Source organism: Runella sp. R0.1_18 (assembly GCF_057652155.1).
On sequence record NZ_JBYFCK010000006.1, the window covers coordinates 261,999 to 282,890 of the forward strand.

At 44.9% G+C, this 20,892-nt stretch carries 10 protein-coding genes; 5 read left to right on the top strand and 5 right to left on the bottom strand.

Annotation, left to right across the window (positions count from 1 at the left end; all coding sequences use genetic code 11):
* Nucleotides 1-25: 25 nt before the first annotated feature.
* Nucleotides 26-6,421, top strand: a complete 6,396-nt coding sequence (locus AC23P2_RS13315) for a choice-of-anchor E domain-containing protein (protein WP_487773650.1) — start codon at nt 26-28, stop codon at nt 6,419-6,421.
* 103 nt (nt 6,422-6,524) lie between these two features.
* On the opposite strand, the gene AC23P2_RS13320 is transcribed toward AC23P2_RS13315, so the two are convergent.
* Nucleotides 6,525-7,097, bottom strand: coding sequence for a helix-turn-helix domain-containing protein (locus AC23P2_RS13320; RefSeq protein ID WP_487773651.1), 573 nt, complete (start codon nt 7,095-7,097; stop codon nt 6,525-6,527).
* Nucleotides 7,098-7,173: 76 nt separating this feature from the next.
* The gene (locus AC23P2_RS13325) at nt 7,174-8,214 is read right to left on the bottom strand and encodes a helix-turn-helix domain-containing protein (protein ID WP_487773652.1); all 1,041 of its coding nucleotides are present in this window, start codon (nt 8,212-8,214) and stop codon (nt 7,174-7,176) included.
* Nucleotides 8,215-8,633: 419 nt separating this feature from the next.
* Here AC23P2_RS13325 and AC23P2_RS13330 point away from each other — a divergent pair, with 419 nt between their 5' ends.
* Nucleotides 8,634-13,844, top strand: coding sequence for an Ig-like domain-containing protein (locus AC23P2_RS13330; RefSeq protein ID WP_487773653.1), 5,211 nt, complete (start codon nt 8,634-8,636; stop codon nt 13,842-13,844).
* Between the two features lie 41 nt (nt 13,845-13,885).
* On the opposite strand, the gene AC23P2_RS13335 is transcribed toward AC23P2_RS13330, so the two are convergent.
* Nucleotides 13,886-14,077 carry a hypothetical protein gene (locus AC23P2_RS13335; RefSeq protein WP_487773654.1) on the bottom strand — a complete coding sequence of 64 codons (192 nt, stop codon included), beginning with the start codon at nt 14,075-14,077 and terminating at the stop codon, nt 13,886-13,888.
* A 4-nt stretch (nt 14,078-14,081) separates the two neighbouring features.
* Entirely contained in the window at nt 14,082-14,576 is a 495-nt protein-coding gene (locus AC23P2_RS13340; protein ID WP_472487713.1) for a SixA phosphatase family protein, read from the bottom strand.
* 59 nt (nt 14,577-14,635) lie between these two features.
* Between AC23P2_RS13340 and AC23P2_RS13345 the strand changes: the two genes are divergently transcribed.
* A complete protein-coding gene (locus tag AC23P2_RS13345; RefSeq protein ID WP_487773655.1) occupies nt 14,636-16,363 on the top strand; it encodes a hypothetical protein in 1,728 nt (575 codons plus the stop codon).
* A 42-nt stretch (nt 16,364-16,405) separates the two neighbouring features.
* Nucleotides 16,406-18,001 carry a peptide chain release factor 3 gene (locus AC23P2_RS13350; protein ID WP_028523098.1) on the top strand — a complete coding sequence of 532 codons (1,596 nt, stop codon included), beginning with the start codon at nt 16,406-16,408 and terminating at the stop codon, nt 17,999-18,001.
* A gap of 193 nt (nt 18,002-18,194) precedes the next feature.
* Here the strand turns inward: AC23P2_RS13350 and pgmB are convergent, their stop codons facing one another.
* Complete coding sequence (gene pgmB / locus AC23P2_RS13355; RefSeq protein WP_487773656.1) at nt 18,195-18,854, bottom strand: beta-phosphoglucomutase; 660 nt, start codon at nt 18,852-18,854, stop codon at nt 18,195-18,197.
* Nucleotides 18,855-19,003: 149 nt separating this feature from the next.
* Here pgmB and AC23P2_RS13360 point away from each other — a divergent pair, with 149 nt between their 5' ends.
* Nucleotides 19,004-20,872 (top strand): 3-coathanger stack domain-containing protein, encoded by a 1,869-nt coding sequence (locus AC23P2_RS13360; RefSeq protein ID WP_487773657.1) that lies wholly within the window; start codon nt 19,004-19,006, stop codon nt 20,870-20,872.
* Nucleotides 20,873-20,892: the final 20 nt, after the last annotated feature.

Consider the following 20,892-nt stretch of genomic DNA (forward strand, 5'->3'; position numbering starts at 1 on the left):
CTCGCCTGCACTGGTATCGTTTACGTTGCCTGCTAACAATACTGATTATGTGCTCAATGCGGTATTTAGTGGAACCAGCACTTGTAAAGATAGCAAGACGATTCGTACACCTTTGCCTTGTCAGCCAGCAGTCTGTGTTCTTAATATAGATGCAGTGAATGTGGGGGCTTGTAAAGATGGTAAGGCACCATTGGATATAGTGGTGTCTTGGTCGAATAATCCAGCGGGTGAAAATATCGTTGTGACAGCGGGAGATTCAACCCGCATCATCAATGTCTCAGGTGGCGTACTATCGCCAGTGACGGTCAACTTCAATATGCCAAGCAGTGGACAAGTAGATGTTCCTATTAGTATAGGTTTTCAAACAACCACAGCTTGTAACGACACAGATAAATTTACCTTACCTAACTGTGTTTGTGTTAAACCTAAAGCGGGAAATGATGTAAGTGTTTGCGCGCCAGCTACCACTGCTAAACTAACGGCCATCACGACAGGTGGAACGTGGGCACCTATTAGTAGTCCTGCCAACCCTGCTGCCGCAGCCATCGATGCCAATGGCAACGTAACAGGCATGACTGTAGCAGGTACGTATCGTTTTGTGTATTCGGTCAGTGGACTGAATTGTACCGATACTGCGGCTGTAACTGTAACAAGTCTGGCGATTACTGCCAATGCCTCAAGTTGCACTCCTGCAACTAATAAATTTAGTGTAAGCGGCCAAATTATCTTTACTTCTCCTCCATCAACTGGTATTTTACGAGTACGCATTCCAGGTAAAGCTTATAAAGACTTTTCAGCGCCTTTTATTAGCCCATTATCCTACACGCTACCAGACTTAAACTCAGATGGCATGGTAGATACCGTAGAAGTAATGTTTAGTGATGGAGTATGTAAGAAAACGGCAATTTATACTGCACCAGCCATGTGCTTGCCCAATATCTGTAATGGCACAGAAGTGGCAGGAAAGTTAGAGTATAAATTTACAGTGCCGCTCAAACGTACCAACTGGTCAGATACTTTAAGCCTTCCTAAGTTCGATACGATGGGAGGGACTCGTACCCTGAAAAATGTACTTTTGACGGTTAATCAATCAATCGTAAACTGGGGGGTTGCCGAAAGTACGGATAGTGCTCCTTCAGAAATTAATATAGAAACGACAGGAACGACGACGTTTAAGTTAGACGGGGTAAATTTTGAAACTAATTCTTTTAGTGCTACTAATTACCCCAAAAATGTGACAAGTGCAGTATTGGTTCCTGCAGTAGGAACGTGGCCTGGGGATAATACAGCTGGTAGTAGCCCGTCGACCTTATTTGCGATGTCATCAACAGTAAATGCAGATTTGAATAACTTGGTAAATCCTACATTATCGCCAACTTGGGTTACAAATCAGACAGGTGATCTTACCGATGATGATGATATGACCTATTTTGCACCTGTTTATTCAGATAATACGAAATGCTGGCTTTACAGTAATGCGACTGATTTAGGGAAATTTACTGGAGTGGGAAATGTTGAATTTATTGCCCGGGCAACGGCTTCTTCTTTTGTGAGTGGTTCAGGAAATGTAAACACAATTATTAAAACCTCTGCAAATGCAGAAATAACAGTAACATATATTTATTGTGCTACTAATTGCGTAAAACCCGTAGCATCAGCGACGCCACAAATCCAAACCATTTGTGTGGGTGGTACGGCCTCCGCCTTTACTGCAACCCCAAGTACGGGAGTGGAATATAAGTGGTATGGCCCATTGACAAGCGTGACAGCTAGCTTAGGCACGGCCATCAGCGGTGCGACCAACGCTACTTTTATCCCTACAGGAACGGCATTGACCACGGCAGGAGCCAAATTCTACGCCGTCGTGGTCAACACCACGGGAGATGCCGCTTGTGCGGATACGGCGTTTGTTCAACTGAATGTTAGTCAATTAAGTGTACCCGCGGTGACGGCACTTTGTCATGCCAACGGTACGCCAGAAGATGGAGTGGACGATTACATGACCTTTAGTATCCATGTGTCAGCGATACCGATGAGTGTCAATACATTCACAGTAACGGCCACGCAAGGCGGGAATCCATTGGCGGTAACTTTGTCGAACGGTAGCGCAGCGACGGCGATTAATTGTGGCTTGAACACGCCATTGCGGACGCCAGCGGGCAGTGCAGGCAAAGGCAATGTGACCTTGACGATAACCGATAATGTGACAGGTTGTACCACAACGGTCGTAGTGACCGACCCAGGTACTTGTGCTGTGACGTGTGTGCAGGGAACACCAAGCACTGTGACCTATGAATATGGGACGCAAGTGGACATCACAGAGTTGAACGCATTGCCGATTGTGATACCGAAGTTTGACGAACAAGGTGGTACTCGGGTGTTAAAATCAGTGAAATTAGAATATTTAGTGGGAGGTAAAACCGCTTTTGTGTTTGAGAACCGGGCGGCACAGTCACAGTCATTCAATGTAAAAGCTACTTCATTGGCGACGATTAATTTGAACGGCACAGCCCTTGCGACGAATACCTTAGAGATGTTGATACCTCAAACGACCTTGCCAGGGGGGATTTTAGTACCTGCGACGGGCAGTTGGGCAGGAGATAGCATCCCATCATCACCATCCCCAACGCCAACGACATTGGGTCGGATGGACTCGTGGGTAAGTGACTATTTGTCGGTATTCAAAGACCCTCGCACTGATGCCCGCTGGGTAACGAATGCGACGGGAGATGCGACGGATGATGATGATATGTATATTAATCCGATGATAGCTGATTCGGTGAGTGGCACGTTTACCTACACGACGGCGGGGGATTTAGCACCGTTTATTGGTAGTGGAAATGTTCCATTGAATGTGAGTACACTTTCATCACTAACCTTGACTGGTGGTGGGGGTAACTTGCGATATATTCAGCGGACACGGGCGTATGCGAGTGCGAAGGTAACTTATACGTATGAATGTATTTTGTGTACCAAACCAGTGGCTTTGGCCATGCCAAAAGCCCAGACAATCTGCGCTGGCGGCACAGCAACTGCCTACACGGCAACGCCAAGCACGGGCGTTGAGTACAAATGGTACGGCCCATTGGCAGATACAACAAGTAGCTTAGGCACGGCCGTGAGCGGCGCAACGAGTGCAACCTTTACGCCTAGTGGTGCTGCATTGACGACGGTAGGAACAAAATACTACGCAGTGGTGGTGAACACGACGGGCGATGAAACTTGCGCAGATACAGCTTATGTACGTTTGGTAGTGAATGCCAAGCCAAATATCGCCGACGGCAGTGCGACGATATGTGCGGGAGAGTCGGTGAACTTAACCTCAAGAATCACGAATTATGCAACTTATTTGAGTCCAGTATGGACGGTAGGCACGGCGAGCGGTACGGCCGTAGCAACGCCAGCTTCAGTAAAGCCAACGGGTACAACGACCTATGTGTTGGTTGCCCAAAACGCCGCAGGTTGTAAAGACACGGCGAATGTAGTTGTGACGGTGAACCCCAAACCAAATGCAGGTAAAGACACGACCTTGGCCTGTGTAAATGCGGCGACAAATACTTTAGCGACGAGCTATACCCTAGTACCAAGCCCAGCGGGCGGAACGTGGTCACAATTAGGCACAACTCCAGCTACGGCAACGATTACGGGAAATAACGTGACCAACATGACGGTAGCAGGAACGTACCAGTTCATTTATACGACGGTGGCAGGTTGCAAGGATACCGTAGCGGTGACAGTAGCCCCTTGCGCGGGCTGTGTGAAACCGAACGCAGGCCCCGATGCAGCGGCAGTGTGCCAGCCAACGAGCACGGCGAAGTTGACAGCATTAACGGCGGGCGGCACATGGGCACCGATTGGCAGTCCCGCCAACCCATCGGCAGCGAGCATTGATGCCAACGGAAATATTACAGGACTGAATGCCGCAGGCACGTACCGATTTGTGTATTCAATCACCTCTGGCGGTCAAACGTGTACGGACACAGCACAAGTGGTAGTAAATGCCAAGCCAAATATTGCTGACGGCAGCGCGACGATTTGTGCAGGCGAGTCAGTAGATTTAACGTCGAAGATTACCAATTACAATACGTATTTGAGTCCAGTGTGGACGGTAGGCACGGCAAATGGTACGGCAGTAGCAACGCCAGCTTCAGTAAAGCCAACGGGTACAACGACCTATGTATTGGTAGCACAAAACGCCGCAGGTTGTAAAGACACTGCGAATGTAGTTGTGACGGTGAACTCCAAACCAAATGCAGGTAAAGACACGACCTTGGCCTGTGTAAATGCTGCGACAAATACTTTAGCGACGAGCTACACCCTAGTACCAAGCCCAGCGGGCGGAACGTGGGCACAATTAGGCACAACCCCAACAACGGCTACAATTTCTGGAAACAACGTGACCAACATGACAGTAGCAGGCACGTACCAGTTTATTTACACGACAGCAGCAGGTTGTAAAGACACCGTAGCGGTGACAGTGGCGCCGTGCGCAGGTTGTGTGAAGCCAAATGCAGGTGTTGATGCGGCGGCGGTGTGTCAGCCAACGAGTACGGCGAAGTTGATGGCATTAACAGCGGGCGGCACATGGGAACCGATTGGCAGCCCAGCCAACCCATCGGCAGCGAGCATTGATGCCAATGGAAATATTACAGGACTGAATGCAGCGGGCACGTATAGATTTGTGTATTCCATCACCTCAGGTGGCCAAACCTGTACGGATACGGCGCAAGTGGTAGTCAATGCCAAGCCAAATATTGCGGACGGTTCTGCGACGATATGTGCAGGCGAGTCAGTAGATTTAACCTCAAAGATTACGAATTACAATACGTATTTGAACCCAGTGTGGACAGTCGGCACAGCGAGCGGTACGGCTGTAGCAACGCCAGCTTCAGTGAAACCAACGGGCACAACGACTTACGTATTGGTAGCACAAAACGCAGCAGGTTGTAAAGACACGGCGAACGTGGTAGTAACAGTGAATCCAAAACCAAGCGCGGGTAAGGATACGACGTTGGTATGTTCAAACGGGAATGTTCCATCAAGTGTAGAACTAGCGGCCACGCCGACGGGAGGAACTTGGTCGGCATTGACGGGCAACCCAACGGGTGCGACGGTGAACAGTTCAGGTTTGGTAAGTATCACCAACGCCACCGCCCAAGGTAAGTCGTTTGATTTTATCTACTCACTAAATGGTTGCCAAGATACGGTGAAAGTAATAGTGCCAACGTGCCCAGCACCATGTGTTGAGTCCACGATAACAGTGAATGCACCAGTTTGCTCTGCAGATGCCCAAACCTACAGCTTCACCTTCACGGTGGCCAACAAATTGGGTATAGTGAAAGTGAACAAAGGTACGTTGAGTGGAAGTAACCCTTACACGGTATCAGGCATTCCATCGGGTCAGAATGTGATTATTACCGATAGCCTGAGCGCGATTTGTAAGTCAGACACGATTATCGCGGGCGTAAACTGTAACTGTAATCCAGCGTTACCGCAGTTGTTGACGCCAAGTTTGACGGCTTGTATCGGAGATACTTTCCCGACCTTGAAAGCGACTGTAGTAGGACTAGCAACAGTAGAATGGTTTAGCCAACAAACGGGTGGAACAGTCTTGTTTACGGGCTTAAACTTCAAGCCAAGCGGCACGGTAACGGCAAATACGATTTTCTACGCTCAAGCACGTAGCACTGACCCGACCTGTCCAACGGCGATTAGTACGAGCCGCGTACCAGCGACGATTAACGCCCAAAGTTGTATTGATACGATTGACTTAGCGTTGAAGAAGTCGATTAACACCAAAATTGCACGAGTGGGCGATGTGTTAACTTATACCATCAAAGTATGGAACGAATGGACTAAGAACGCGACGGGCGTAGAAGTAGTTGACAGCATTGCCACAACGGTACAGTTTGTGAGCGGTAGCTTTAGTCCAAGCCGAGGCACTGCAACGATTAGTGGCAACGTGATTAAATGGAACATTGGCAACATCGCGGCTAATGGCGATACGGTGACGTTGAGTTACCAAGTGAGAGCGACGCAGGCAGGTATTCATTTGAATACGGCTGAAATCAGCAAGACCAACGAGAAAGACCGAGACAGCACGCCAGGCAACGGCAAAGGTGGCGAAGACGACTTCGACCAACAATGCTTCACAGTGCCGTTTGACTTATGTCCAAGTCAAAAACTGGAAGTGAGTGTACCTGCAAACTTGACGAATGTACAGTGGTTCAAGAACGGCGGTACGACGGCGGTAGCGACGGGCAATGTGGTGTTGTTCTCAGAAGTGGGCGTCTATACCTTCACAGCGACGAACCAGACATGTCCAGCCAACGGCTGTTGTCCAGTGATTGTTGAAGCAGGTACCAACTGCTGCCCAGCTGACTTGTGTATTCCGTTTACGGTGAAGAAGAAACGAAAATAAAAGGCTAAATGTTTTTACAAAAATCCCTCAGTAGGTTATCCTTCTGAGGGATTTTTTGTATGAGCCTAATAATGAAGCCTATAAGAAATATGCTTAAAAGCGATTAGCCTGCGTGTTGTAGCTGATACTTTTTAGGGGTTATTCCAAAATGTTTTTGAAACATTTTGTTGAATTTAATGGCAGAGTTCTTACCATAACCAATTGCAGTTGATACCTCACTACAATTGAACCCTTTGCAAAGAAGATATTTTGCATGTTCCATACGCTTTTCTAAATACATATAGCAAAAACTCTTGCCGTAAGTATTTTTAAAGATTGTTCTAAAATGGCTTACTGTCATTCCAATTGAGGAAGCAATGGTCTCCTCATTTGGGGAGAGTTTTTGAGGGAAATTTTCGATATATTCAATGTATATATTCTCAATTTTCGCCCGATACTTTTGAGAAGAAAAAGATACTGGATAAAAAGGGCTATTGCTACTTTCCCTTTTATCCATGATGTTGTCGATGTGTTCGATTGCTACTGTTGGCGGTTGATAAAAAACCTGAAAAGAAATTTGTTTAGAAACAAGTTGAGAAATTAAAGCCTCTGCATATTGATCACTAATGTGTATCAGAACAACTGAAGCTATTTTGCTATCTAAACTTTCGTTACGAGTTAAATGTGTATGACCCATGAGTGTTCAGATTTAGGTTTGTAAATAAATATTATGCTTTTATATAATTTATTCAAAGCTTCAAAAAGTAATATAATTATAGATTGTTTATTTGTTTGTATTGACTTGGTAAATCGCCAAAATGTTCCTTAAATATACGTGAAAAGTGAGCTAAGTTCTTATATCCAAGTTTTTTAGCTATTTCAGTAATGGTTAATTTATTTTCGAGCAACAACTGGTTGGCTAGTTGCATTCGATGATACAGATAGTATTGATAAACACTTTTTCCATACATTTTTTTGAAAGCATTTTTTAATTTAGTAGGCGACATTGCGACTTCATTGGCTAAAGCTTGAATTGTGGGGGGCTCTTTTATATTACGTAAAAGTAATTGCTCTGCTTTGGCTAAAATATCGAGGTCATTCTTCTTAAAATTATATTTAATTGTATTTATATTATTTTGGCTCAATTGTTCAAATATTATTTTCAGGATGGCGTAAATATTTTCTTGAAATGCTATCATTTCTATGAATGATTCCATATTATTTGTATTAACTGATTCAAATAAGTGCTTCAATCGACTACTGACTACTTCATACATAGTGTATGAATCTTCGGTGTTTAATAGTCGTTTTATATAAAAATCGGAAGGTGTATTATTAGTAAAGCTTTTCAAGCTCTTGGTAGGAATGTAAGCGCATAGTACATTAATATACGTCCCTTGAGTAAATAGTAAATTATAGGGAATGGTGCTAGTATTTAGACATGAAATAACCCACATTCCTTTCTTATATGGCATATTTTCCTTGCCTCTGAGATCTTTAAAATCGGCGTTTGATGACAAATAAAATAAAATCAAGTATTCCTTACTATTGACGGGGATATACCTAAATAGGGTGTCTTTATGAGAATAGTATTTTGCCCTAAATACAAAAACTTCCTTGTCTGCATCATTCAAACCAATTAGTGGTAATTGAAAGCTTGTTGAAACCAGGCTTCCTTTTGTATAATCTTCATCGAAAGTATATAGTTTATAGTGTTTTTTATCAAACGATTTTAAAAATGGATAAATATCAATAAAATAATTGATTGCTTCAGGGGTTGGCGTTAATGGTATTTTAAAATTAATTGTATCCATAAGTTCGTCTGTTTTATATACCATTTATATTGTAAAAATTTTTGGTATATACTGTAGTTTTGTAGTTTAAAAAATCATACAAAAAGTAATAATATTGTAGTAAGTGGTTTTTTGTAAGTGTAATTATAAGAAAATAATTGTTAAACTACTCTATCAGCATACTATTTGCTAAACCGTATTTTTCTTTGGGTACGTTAAGTATTGTCTGAAAGGGACATTAAAATATTCTAAATAGACTTTTTTTTGATTAATTGGAATGGGTTGGTATTGATTTTGATAGCTGTTGTTTAAGTGAAATTTGTTCGCTATTGATTGAACCAAATACTTATTGTTTTGTAGCAAGCTCTAAAAAACAACAGCATTGTTTTAAAGAAGCTTCAAGGTAATCTTCATATCAATCCATTCTTAATTTTAATACTATGGCAAAAATGTATCTATATTTCTGTAAATCAGGAATGTTTAATAGGCAGAGTAATACTTTATTTGCTATTGCCTTGAAAGCCATTTTTGTGTTTATGTACACAGGAGGGTGTAGCGTATATGCTCAAACATACGTTATGGGTACAGCTCCAGCTGGGAATAATTCAACAGTTGCCATTCCTGCGAATACAACTGTAACACTCTATGATGATGGAGGAACTGCTGGGGGTTACGCTAATAATCTGGACCTTCGGTTGACTTTTACCGCACCTGCGGGCTATCAGATAAGAGTCACCTTTACTCAATCTGAATTCGCGGGTAATAATTATTCTCAGGATTACCTTAGGGTGATTGATGGCATAAATGCTGGCGGGACTCAACAAATTATGGTTACTATGGGTGGGAATGGCGATGTGCCGATGTCAGTGGTAAGTACAACAGGGGCTGTCTCCTTTCGTTTGCGAAGTGACGCTGCTACGGCGGATGCTGGTTTTACAGCAACCCTGCAAACGGTACCTGTACAGGTGTATGAACTTAATGCCACAAACCAAAATCAAACCTTCAATACCAATCTTGCGGTTTTAGTAGATGATGGTGGTGCAAATGCCAACTATTCAAACAATCAAGATAGATACTATGCTTTTTGTTCGACTGATGGTAAGCCCCTTATTTTTGACCTGCTCAAGGGAAGCAACGACTTTGGAGATAATTTTGATACCCTTTTTGTTTACGATGGCACTTCCATAAACGCACCTTTGATTGGTTATATTAATGATCTTGATGATGAGCGAAACTTTGCTTCCAATAATGCGGGAAATTGCCTTACCATCCGTTTGAAGACAAATGGAGCTAATACGGCTTCTGGATTCAGGGGGCTTGCTTATTCCGCCAATCATACTGACATAACTTATGTACGCAATTGTTGGGGAGGTATGACACCTGTGGCTAATTCGACACTCAGTGCAAACAAAGGGAAAGCTATATTGTTACATCGAAACGGATTTATTACTGGCAACACCCCTGTTTGTCAGGTTTATATTGACGCTTCGGGCATTCCTCAAGAAAGCGAGTGGGCTTTTTGTACTGAAAAACCTGATAATGCAGGTGTCGATTATCGTGAGCTTCCAGGGGTGACCAACTTTACTTCCGAAACTATTGGTTCGGCTAATACAACAGTAACACTTACTGAGGGTGCGCAAATTGCATGGGTATTGGCAAACTATCAGAATTATGGTTATGACTTGAAAAGTTCAAGAGATAGAAGGACAATACAGGATGTTGTTTGGCATATTACCGATGGCGATGCTTGTACAGTACAACTTTGTAACGATATTCCCGCAAACCCTAATACGACCTCACCAGCTTTAAATCTTGTGAGAACTACAGCCGAACCACAACCAGTCAATGGAATCCATCAGTTTAGTTTGACTACCAACCTCACATCAATCACTATCACACTTTCAGACGGAGGTGCGTTACCAACCATTGCTTCTGGAAATGCAACAATTGGCAGTAACCCGAACGGCTCTGGTACCCTTACCATTACAGGAGGAGGGACTCAAACTGTGGTATTGAATTTGACGAGAAACACACCTGCGCCTGTTTCTTTGACAGCCTCAGCCAACGGGGTTATTTTGGATCCTACTGGATTTCTTATTTATAAACCCAATTTTGCAACTGTTCAGGATTTCTTTGGAATTGGAAACAGTGTTAGTCCTTCGGCAACAGCAAACGGCACCTTTACTATAATTTGTACCAAACCCGTTGCCTCAGCGACGCCGAAGGTACAGACGATTTGCGTGGGCGGCACAGTCTCAGCCTTTACCGTAACCCCAAGTACGGGAGTGGCTTACAAATGGTATGGGCCATTGGCAGACACAACAAGTAGTTTGGGCACGGCAATCAGTGGTGCGACGAGCACGACATTTACTCCAACGGGTAGCGCGCTTACCGTTGCTGGAACTAAGTATTTTGCAGTAATTGTGAATACGACTGGCAACACTACATGTTCGGACACTGCTTTTGTAAAATTAGTAGTGAATGCGAAACCAACGCCAGTAAATTTTACCGCAGCCAGTGTATGTGTAGGAGCGGAAGTGACGTATCCAGACCCAGCAACCACCAATGGTACGTGGACTGGTCCAGGGGTGACGGATACGGGAACTGGCGCGACGGTGAATACAACAACTGCGTTGACGCAATTGGGGGCGACAGCACCAAAGACGTTCTACATTTATTATACACAGACCTCAAGTGGATGTACGCAAATAGATAGTGCAGCAATTACGGTGAAAGCGCGTCCAGTGGTAACGATTACGGGGCCAACGGTTGTTTGTGCGACTGATTTACCAGTGACCTTTACGGGAAATCCAGCAGGCGGTACATTTACGCTTCCTTCGGGCTTACCTGCGGGAGCGGTAACCCAAAACAATAATGTACTTACGCTCAATGCAGGGTTTAACATTGCGACGTTGACTTTCAGCTATAGCTACACGGATGCAACGACGAACTGTTCAGCTTCGGCAAGTCACACAATCACAGTGAATCCGAAACCAAATGCAGGCTCCGACGCAGCGGCAGTGTGCCAGCCAACGAGTACGGCGAAATTGACTGCGTTGACGACGGGCGGCACGTGGGCACCGATAGGCAGCCCCGCAAACCCATCAGCAGCGAGCATTGATGCCAATGGGAACATCACAGGTTTGAATGCAGCGGGAACATATAGATTTGTGTATTCAATCACTTCGGGTGGTCAGACTTGTACTGATACGGCCCAAGTAGTAGTGAACGCCAAGCCAAATATTGCTGATGGCAGTGCTACGATTTGTGCAGGCGAGTCAGTAGATTTAACGTCGAAGATTACCAATTACAATACGTATTTGAGTCCAGTGTGGACGGTAGGCACGGCAAATGGTACGGCAGTAGCAACGCCAGCTTCAGTAAAGCCAACGGGTACAACGACCTATGTGTTGGTAGCACAAAACGCAGCAGGTTGTAAAGACACTGCGAATGTAGTTGTGACGGTGAATCCTAAACCAAATGCAGGTAAAGACACGACGTTGGTTTGTGTGAATGCTGCGACAAATACTTTAGCGACAAGCTATACTTTAGTACCAAGTCCAGCAGGCGGAACGTGGGCGCAATTGGGCACAACCCCAGCTACTGCGACGATTACGGGAAACAATGTGACAGGCATGAGTTTAGCAGGCACGTACCAGTTTATTTACACGACAGCAGCAGGCTGCAAAGACACGGTAGCAGTGACAGTTGCTCCGTGCGCAGGTTGTGTGAAACCAAATGCAGGTGCTGATGCGGCGGCGGTATGCCAACCGACGAAAACTGCGAAATTGACGGCATTAACAGCGGGCGGCACATGGGCGCCGATTGGCAGCCCAGCCAACCCATCGGCAGCGAGCATTGATGCCAATGGAAATATTACAGGACTGAATGCCTCAGGCACGTACCGATTTGTGTATTCAATCACTTCGGGTGGCCAAACCTGTACGGATACGGCCCAAGTGGTAGTGAATGCGAAGCCTAATATCGCCGACGGCAGTGCGACGATATGTGCGGGAGAGTCGGTGAACTTGACATCAAGAATTACGAATTATGCAACTTATTTGAGTCCAGTGTGGACGATAGGCACAGCAAGTGGTACGGCCGTAGCAACGCCAGCTTCAGTGAAGCCAACTGGTACAACGACGTATGTATTAGTAGCCCAAAACGCGGCAGGTTGCAAGGACACGGCGAACGTGGTAGTAACAGTGAATCCAAAACCAAATGCAGGCAAGGATACAACCTTAGTTTGCTCAAATGGGAATGTTCCAGCGAGTGTACAACTAGCGGCCACACCGACGGGAGGTACCTGGTCAGCATTGACGGGTAATCCAACGGGTGCGACGGTGAACACTTCAGGATTGGTAAGTGTCACCAATGCCACCGCCCAAGGCAAGTCGTTTGATTTTATTTACTCAGTAAATGGTTGCCAAGATACGGTGAAAGTGATTGTGCCAACGTGCCCAGCACCATGTGTTGAGTCCACGATAACAGTGAATGCACCAGTTTGCTCTGCAGATGCCCAAACCTACAGCTTCACCTTCACGGTGGCCAACCAATTGGGTATAGTGAAAGTGAACAAAGGCACGTTAAGTGGAAGTAACCCTTACACGGTATCAGGTATTCCGTCGGGTCAGAATGTGATTATTACCGATAGTCTGAGCGCGATTTGTAAGTCAGACACGATTATTGTGGGGGTAAACTGTAACTGTAACCCAGCGTTACCGCAGTTGTTGACGCCAAGTTTGACGGCTTGTATCGGAGATACTTTCCCGACGTTGAAAGCGACGGTAGTAGGTTTGGCGACGGTAGAATGGTTTAGCCAACAAACGGGTGGAACAGTATTAGCAACGGGTTTGAGTTTCAAACCAAGTGGCACTGTGACAGCGAATACGGTGTTCTACGCCCAAGCACGTAGCACCGACCCAACGTGTCCGACGGCAGTGAGTACAAGCCGCGTACCAGCGACGATTAACGCCCAAAGTTGTATTGATACGATTGACTTAGCGTTGAAGAAGTCGATTAACACCAAAATTGCACGAGTGGGCGATGTGTTAACTTATACCATCAAAGTATGGAACGAATGGACTAAGAACGCGACGGGCGTAGAAGTAGTTGACAGCATTGCCACAACGGTACAGTTTGTGAGCGGCAGCTTTAGTCCAAGCCGAGGCAGTGCGACCATTAGCGGAAACGTCATAAAATGGAATATTGGAAACATTGCAGCTAACGGCGATACGGTGACGTTGAGCTACCAAGTTCGGGCGACGCAGGCAGGTATTCATTTGAATACGGCTGAAATCAGCAAGACCAACGAGAAAGACCGAGACAGCACGCCAGGCAATGGCAAAGGTGGCGAAGACGACATCGACCAACAATGCTTCACAGTGCCGTTTGACTTATGTCCAAGTCAAAAACTGGAAGTGAGTGTACCCGCAAACTTGACGAATGTACAGTGGTTCAAGAACGGCGGTACGACGGCGGTAGCGACGGGCAATGTGGTATTGTTCTCAGAAGTGGGCGTCTATACCTTCACAGCGACGAACCAGACATGTCCAGCCAATGGCTGTTGTCCAGTCATCATCGAAGCGGGTACAAATTGTTGTCCAGTTGACTTGTGCATTCCGTTTACGGTCAAGAAGAAACGAAAATAAAAATGGAGTAAATAATAAAGGCGGCCGACAGGCCGCCTTTATTATTTAGCGTTGACAGTAGTAGTATCAATACCAATAGAGTCGGCGTCGCTGGTGACATCAAATGCCCTGACAAGCTGTTTTTTCTTGTTCCAAGGTGCGGTAGTACGGCTTGCCATATCAATGGCAATGCCTACAAAAATGGCTATGAAAACAATGCTAATAACGATAAATATTTTTCGATTTCGGTTCATTCATTTAAAAGTTGGGTGGGGTATCATAACTAATAAACTTTCCTGTTTCGGCAGAAACTTCACTCCATTGAAGGTTTTCAAAGGCAATGGTAATCACGCCACCTTTTACCATAGAATCTATGTCGGTGTTGGCCAGATAATCTGAAAAGTAACTTGCGTCAGGGTTATGCCCAATAATCATCAAGTGGGTACAGTTTTCAGGCGCATGATTGACGGTGTTGATGTAAGATCTTGGGCCTCCGTCGTACAAGTTACGGGTGCTCTGAATTTTTTCTTTGCTGTAGCCTAATTGTTCGCCCAGAAGTTGGGCAGTTTGAAATGCACGGGGTGCCGAACTGCTAATGAGCAAGTCGGGGACAAGCCCTTTACTATGCAAAAAACGGCCCATTCGAGTAGCTTCAGATTTACCATAAGCAGAAAGTTCACGTTCAAAATCCTTAAAGAAAGAAATCGAGTCCTCTGCGGTTGCGTGCCGAACAATATATAAGTAGCGTGTCATTGATGAAATGTTTTTGGCAAAAATAGGCTATCTTTGCTGGCTCGCCAAGTGTCGCCCGCATGAAATTTTTTAATTATCTCGCTGCATTCCTGCTATTTAGCATTGCATTTGTTTTTTATCGCTTCGTATTTCAGAATGCAGTTAATGTTCCTTATTTTGATGATTATGCCTATTTGGAATATATCATCAAGTTTACGGACGCCCCTACATTTCAGGCATTTCTTCAGGCATTGGAGTTCAAGCACAATGGCCACGGGGTGATAACGGCAAAGCTTGCTTTTTGGATTGATTACTTGTTGACGGGGCAAGTCAACTACCGAACATTGATTTTGGTAGGTAGTTCATTGGTGGCTATTTTATTTGGTTATTTCTGGAAAGTGCTGTCTGTCAATAAAATGCCGTTTTATCTTGTGTTTCCAGTGGGGCTGTTTCTTTTTACGCCTGCTTACCACGAGAATATTTTTTGGGCAGCCGCACTTTGGCAATATACCGCGTCTTTTGTGGTGGGTATTGTCACCTATTATTTACTTGCTGTACCTAGGTGGGGTACTTTGGCAGGCGCAATCGTTGGAGGCTATTTGCTGACCTATACCAATGGAAACGGACTATTTGGGATGTATGTTGGGCTGTTGATTCCTTTACTTCAGTATCGTTACCGTGCTGCGTTGGTGTGGTTACTGGCTTGTATTCTCACGACTGTTGCTTTTTATTGGTACTATCCTTTTGGATTTGGGTCATTAAATCAGGACAAAAGTTTCAAAAATTCACTGCTTACTTTACTTTCATTTTTTGGCGCTGGGGCGTCGTACCTACGTGGGCGCTTGCCCGAAGTTGCGGTGTTGGGGGGAGCTATCACTTTGGCGTTGCTCACATTGGCTTCTTGGGTAGGAGGGGCGTTTGTGGTTTCAATTATTCGTCAGAAAAATAAAGCGTTATTCCCCTTTTCTCCCCCCCAAATCCTGACCCTCTTCACTCAAAAATCCGAAAATTTATCCTTGTTGGCATTGTTGGCGTGGTTGCTGATTACGGGTTTGGGGGTAGCCACTGCCCGTGCTGGCCAAGCCTTAGAAACCCCCGCGCGTTACATGATTTATTCGGTCATGGCGATGGTTGCCTTGTATTCTACGCTGCTCATTTTGGTTCCTCAAAAGGTACGCAAGTTTGTGGCTACTGGAATGACACTTTTTGGTGGGCTTTTTTTCTTGGGAACCTACCTGTTTGCTGCGCCTGAAGTGGTTAATTTCCGTAATTCGCTGGTGGCCGATGCGCTGTCGTTGCGGGCACATGGTCGGGTGAGTGGGAAACTAGAAACAATGACTAATAGCGTGACCAAAAAATATTTTGATGAGTCGGTTCAACGAAAAATGTACTCTCTCCCCTTTGATACTTCCCTAACGATGCCAACTTCACGGGCAGATACAACCAAACTGAGCGTAGTTCCTTTCACATTTCAATCCGATACACTGCCTGCTTATGGCGGAATTTTGATAAAAAAAATAGTAAATTCGTCGGTGTCTATCGACCAAAGCCAAGCTGACAATGCCTTGTTTGTTTTGCTTACCAACGACACCACTTCTTATATTTCGGCGGCTCGCTTGACACCTAGCCGAGATCGAAAGGCGTTTTTGAAAACGCGCCATTATTTTCGAGAAGGATTTGAAGCCTGGATTTTTCAGGATAATGTTCCCGCAGGTACCTATCGATTGGGGCTACTGTACCACGAAAATGGCCAAAACCGAATTGTCTATACTTCAGAAAAATTAGTGGTAAAAAATTACGGGAAATAAGCCGTAACTTTGCGGACTTTTTATCGAATGCACTCATTCATTATGTCAAAAATAGAACAAGAAATCGCCAAACGGCGTACGTTTGCGATTATTAGCCACCCCGATGCTGGGAAAACGACGCTTACCGAAAAGTTGCTACTTTTTGGAGGGGCAATCCAAACGGCAGGTGCTGTTAAATCCAATAAAATTAAGAAAACGGCTACTTCCGACTTCATGGAAATCGAGAAACAACGTGGTATCTCGGTGGCTACGTCGGTAATGACGTTTGAATATAATGACCTGCTTATCAATATCCTCGATACGCCAGGTCACAAAGACTTTGCCGAAGATACTTACCGTACCTTGACGGCCGTGGATTCAGTTATCTTGGTGATTGACTGCGTAAAAGGGGTAGAGGAACAGACCGAACGCCTCATGGAAGTGTGTCGGATGCGAGACACCCCAGTGATTATATTCATCAATAAAATGGACCGCGAAGGGCAAAATCCGTTTGATTTATTGGATGAATTGGAGCAAAAACTCAATCTAAAAGTGCGCCCATTGACGTGGCCTGTCAATGGCGGTGCTACCTTCAAAGGAGTGTATCACTTGTTGGAGAAACAAATGTATTTCTTCAAAGTCAACAAAACGAAGGTGGAAGATGACGTGGCTTTGTTGGAATTAGATTCGTCGGAGCTTGACCAAAAAGTAGGTGAGCGCGATGCCAACCAACTTCGTGAAGATGTAGAGCTTATCGAAGGCGTGTATGACACCTTTAACCGAGATACGTATTTGTCGGGTAAAGTAGCCCCCGTGTTTTTTGGAAGTGCGGTCAACAACTTTGGTGTACGTGAGCTTTTGGAAGCATTTTGCCAAATTTCTCCACTTCCTGCGGCTCGCCTAACGAATGTACGCTCGGTCGATCCACTCGAAAAGAAATTTACGGGTTTTGTGTTTAAAATTCACGCCAACATTGACCCGCGTCACCGCGACCGTATTGCGTTTTTAAGGGTATGTTCAGGTATTTTTGAGCGAGGAAAATTTTACCACCATACGCGCCTAGACAAATCGGTGCGTTTTTCCAATCCGTACAGTTTTATGGCTTCAGCCAAAGAAGTTGTGGAGGAAGGATTTCCTGGCGATGTGATTGGCTTGTACGATACAGGGACATTTAAGATTGGAGATACGTTGACGGAAGGAGAAGACCTACAATACGCAGGAATTCCAAGTTTTTCACCCGAGATTTTCAAAGAGTTGATCAACCTTGACCCCATGAAGTCGAAACAGTTGGAAAAAGGGATTCAACAGTTGACCGATGAAGGGGTGGCGCAGTTGTTTACGGTACAACCTGGAAATCGAAAAGTAGTAGGTACAGTGGGAGAGCTTCAGTTTGAAGTAATTCAGTACCGCCTCGAACACGAGTATGGTGCCAAATGCCGTTGGATACCGATGAACACCTCGCGGGCATGTTGGATTACGAGTGAAGACCCTAAGAAAATACAAGAATATATTCGTTTGAAAGGAACCCAAATTGGGTACGACAAAGACGACAATCCAGTGTTTCTAGCTGATTCGGAATGGATGGTTCGGATGAATCGAGACAATAATCCCGACATTCAGTTCCATACCACATCAGAATTTAAAGTAACGGCAGGTTAATCAGAAGCGGGGCAAATCCCCGCTTTTTTTATGTTATTCAATGGACGAAGCAAAATGCAAAATAAAAAAGCTGTTCGAAATCCTCGAACAGCTTTCCGACTATATCCACACCATTATTAGTTGTGCAAATATAGATAGAAAACAATTTATTCCAAAAAAAATCCTGTCTTTTTTTTGGGTACTATTTTTAGATTTATTGTTCGGAGAACAAGATTTTTTTTAACTCATTGGGAGTGAAGTTGTTCAGGTCAGAACGAACTATATCGGCTTTGGTCAGAACTTCAGCTTGTCCTATGCCGACTGTTTTCATACCTGCACGTAGTCCTGCTTCAATCCCCGCAACGGCATCTTCAAACACTACGCACTCGCTAGGCGAGATTCCAAGCTCTTCAGCTCCTTTTAAAAAAACTTCGGGATCAGGCTTGCCTTTGGAGATTTTTGTGCCATCAATAATGGCATCAAAAGCGGATAAAATACCAATATGTTCCAAAATAGGTTTGGCATTTTTACTTACCGAGCCCAGGGCAATTTTTATCCCATCAGCCCGTGTTTGTGCCAAAAATTCAATGATTCCAGGAAGAATATCGGCAGGGGTCATTTGGTTAACAAGTTCTACGTACCACTGATTTTTGAGGGTGGCGTAGGCTTCTTTGGTCACATCGTCGAGAGAGATACCGCCGTGAGCAAGAATGCGGTCGAGCGATTCAGTACGACTGATTCCTTTGAGGCTTTCATTGAACTCTTCTGAAATATCAAACCCCAATTTTTCGTTGGCCAACCGCCGCCAAGCTTGGTAGTGAAAGTGGGCGGTATCTACAATGACCCCGTCGAGGTCGAAAAGAAATGCTTGCATTGTGCAACATAGGTTTTGTGAGGTGCAAAAATACGTGAGAAAAGAATTTGAGAAGTTAGTTATAGGTTTTTCGTTAAAAAAAAGCAATTTGCAACGGTATCTTGAGTATAAGACGAGCAGCACCATAAACCCTACAAATACCTTTTAAAATGTTTTTTTTCTACTGTGAGAACCCTTGGAAAAAGGTCATTTTCTGTCTTTGTCTGCTGTGCGGCAGTTCGCTGCATTTATGGGCACAATTATCTATTTCTTTCCCGTTTGACGGTGCTATTTTTCAACGGAATGCGTCTAACTTGGCAACGATTCATGTAGGTGGGAGTTATACGGGTGCTGTCGATCGCATAGAGGCTCGACTCGTTGCCGTTAGTGGTGGTCAAAACATTGATTGGACAGCTATCCATATTAATCCTTCTGGTGGAATTTTTTCAGGAAGCTTGTTTAGCGTGTTGGGCGGCTGGTACACCCTCGAAGTGCGCTCGATTTTATTTAATAATGTGGTGCAAACGGCCACATTGTCGAGGGTAGGGGTAGGTGAGGTGTTTGTAGTTGCGGGGCAGTCCAATGCCCAAGGTGTCGATAATCATGGGGCAAAAGCTTCTTCAGATGGACAAGGTCGTGTAAAGTATGTCAATTGGACATTGCCGTGCCCCAGTGGAATTTGCCAGAATGTGGATCCACCTTTTCCTGTGATTTCGACGTTGAACAACGCTGGGGCAGGTTTGGCAATTGCCCCTAACGGAATATCTCCTTGGGCTTGGGGAGAACTCGGGGATGCAATTATAGCGCGCTATAATGTGCCCGTTATGTTTTTTAATGCTGCCGCCAATGGCTCTTCGGTAGGGAACTGGAGCCGAAGTGCGGATGGACTTCCTTCGGTCAATGTCCATGTGGGAATTTTGTACGCGGGGAACCCAAATTTCCCGTATAATTATTTGCGAAAAGCCTTAAATTATTATGGGTCAATGTTTGGAGTGCGAGCAGTGCTGTGGCACCAAGGTGAGTCAGATACGCACAAGAATAACAATGCCGACCCCAACGACAATACTTCGGCCAACGAATACCGCGATAGCCTAAAGTATGTAATTAATCGCTCTCGGAATCATTCGGGTAAAATTACGCTCCCTTGGGTAGTGTCAAGGGTTTCTTATTTTAGTGTAGCGGATGCCAACATCATTTCAGGCCAAAATCTTACAATAAACCCTGGAGATAAAATTTTTGCAGGCCCCGAAACCGATAATCTACAAACGCCTCGCCCCGATGGCGCCCACCTTGAAAATTTGACCAATGGCCAACAAGCTGTCTCTGAGCTGGCATCGCGTTGGAATAGCGCGTTGGATAATTCGTTTTTTACCAACGCGACTCCCTACAGCGCTTCAACACCCCCCTCGCTAACCCTCAGTTGTTTGAATAACACGTATTCGATTACTGCTCCAAGTGGTTATCAGTATTTTTGGGTCAATGGAAATGGGGCTATTTCGACTTCTTTTTCATCGAGTCAGACGGTGAATGTTGGGAGTGGAAACTATCGGGTGTATTTGAAAGATGCTTCTGGTAATATTATCTTGAGCCAAATGGTCACCGTTCCAGCACTACCTCCCCAACCCCCGACCATTACTTCAACGGCATCTACAGTATCTGCTGGACAAGAAGTGACTTTGTTTTCTCAGGGATGTGCAGGCACCGTGTCATGGTCAGCAGGTTTGATAGGTAATAGCATTGTTCAGCATCCATCGCAAACCACAACTTATTCAGCTACCTGTAGCATCGGAAGTTGCGCTTCGATTTCGAGTTCATACCAAGTAACTGTCTGCGCACAGAATGTGACCGTAACGACTACTTTTAATGCAGGAACAGTAGGGGACGTGAAAGCTTCCAACGCCATTACAGGCGTGAACACGGTAAAAGCAGGAGCTACTATCACCTACGATGCCAAAAACTCAATTACGCTTCAACCTGGCTTTACCGCCGAAAAAAACAGTAATTTCAAAGCCGTAGTCGGGCAAGGGTGTACCAATTAAAAAGTTTGTGTAACTTTATC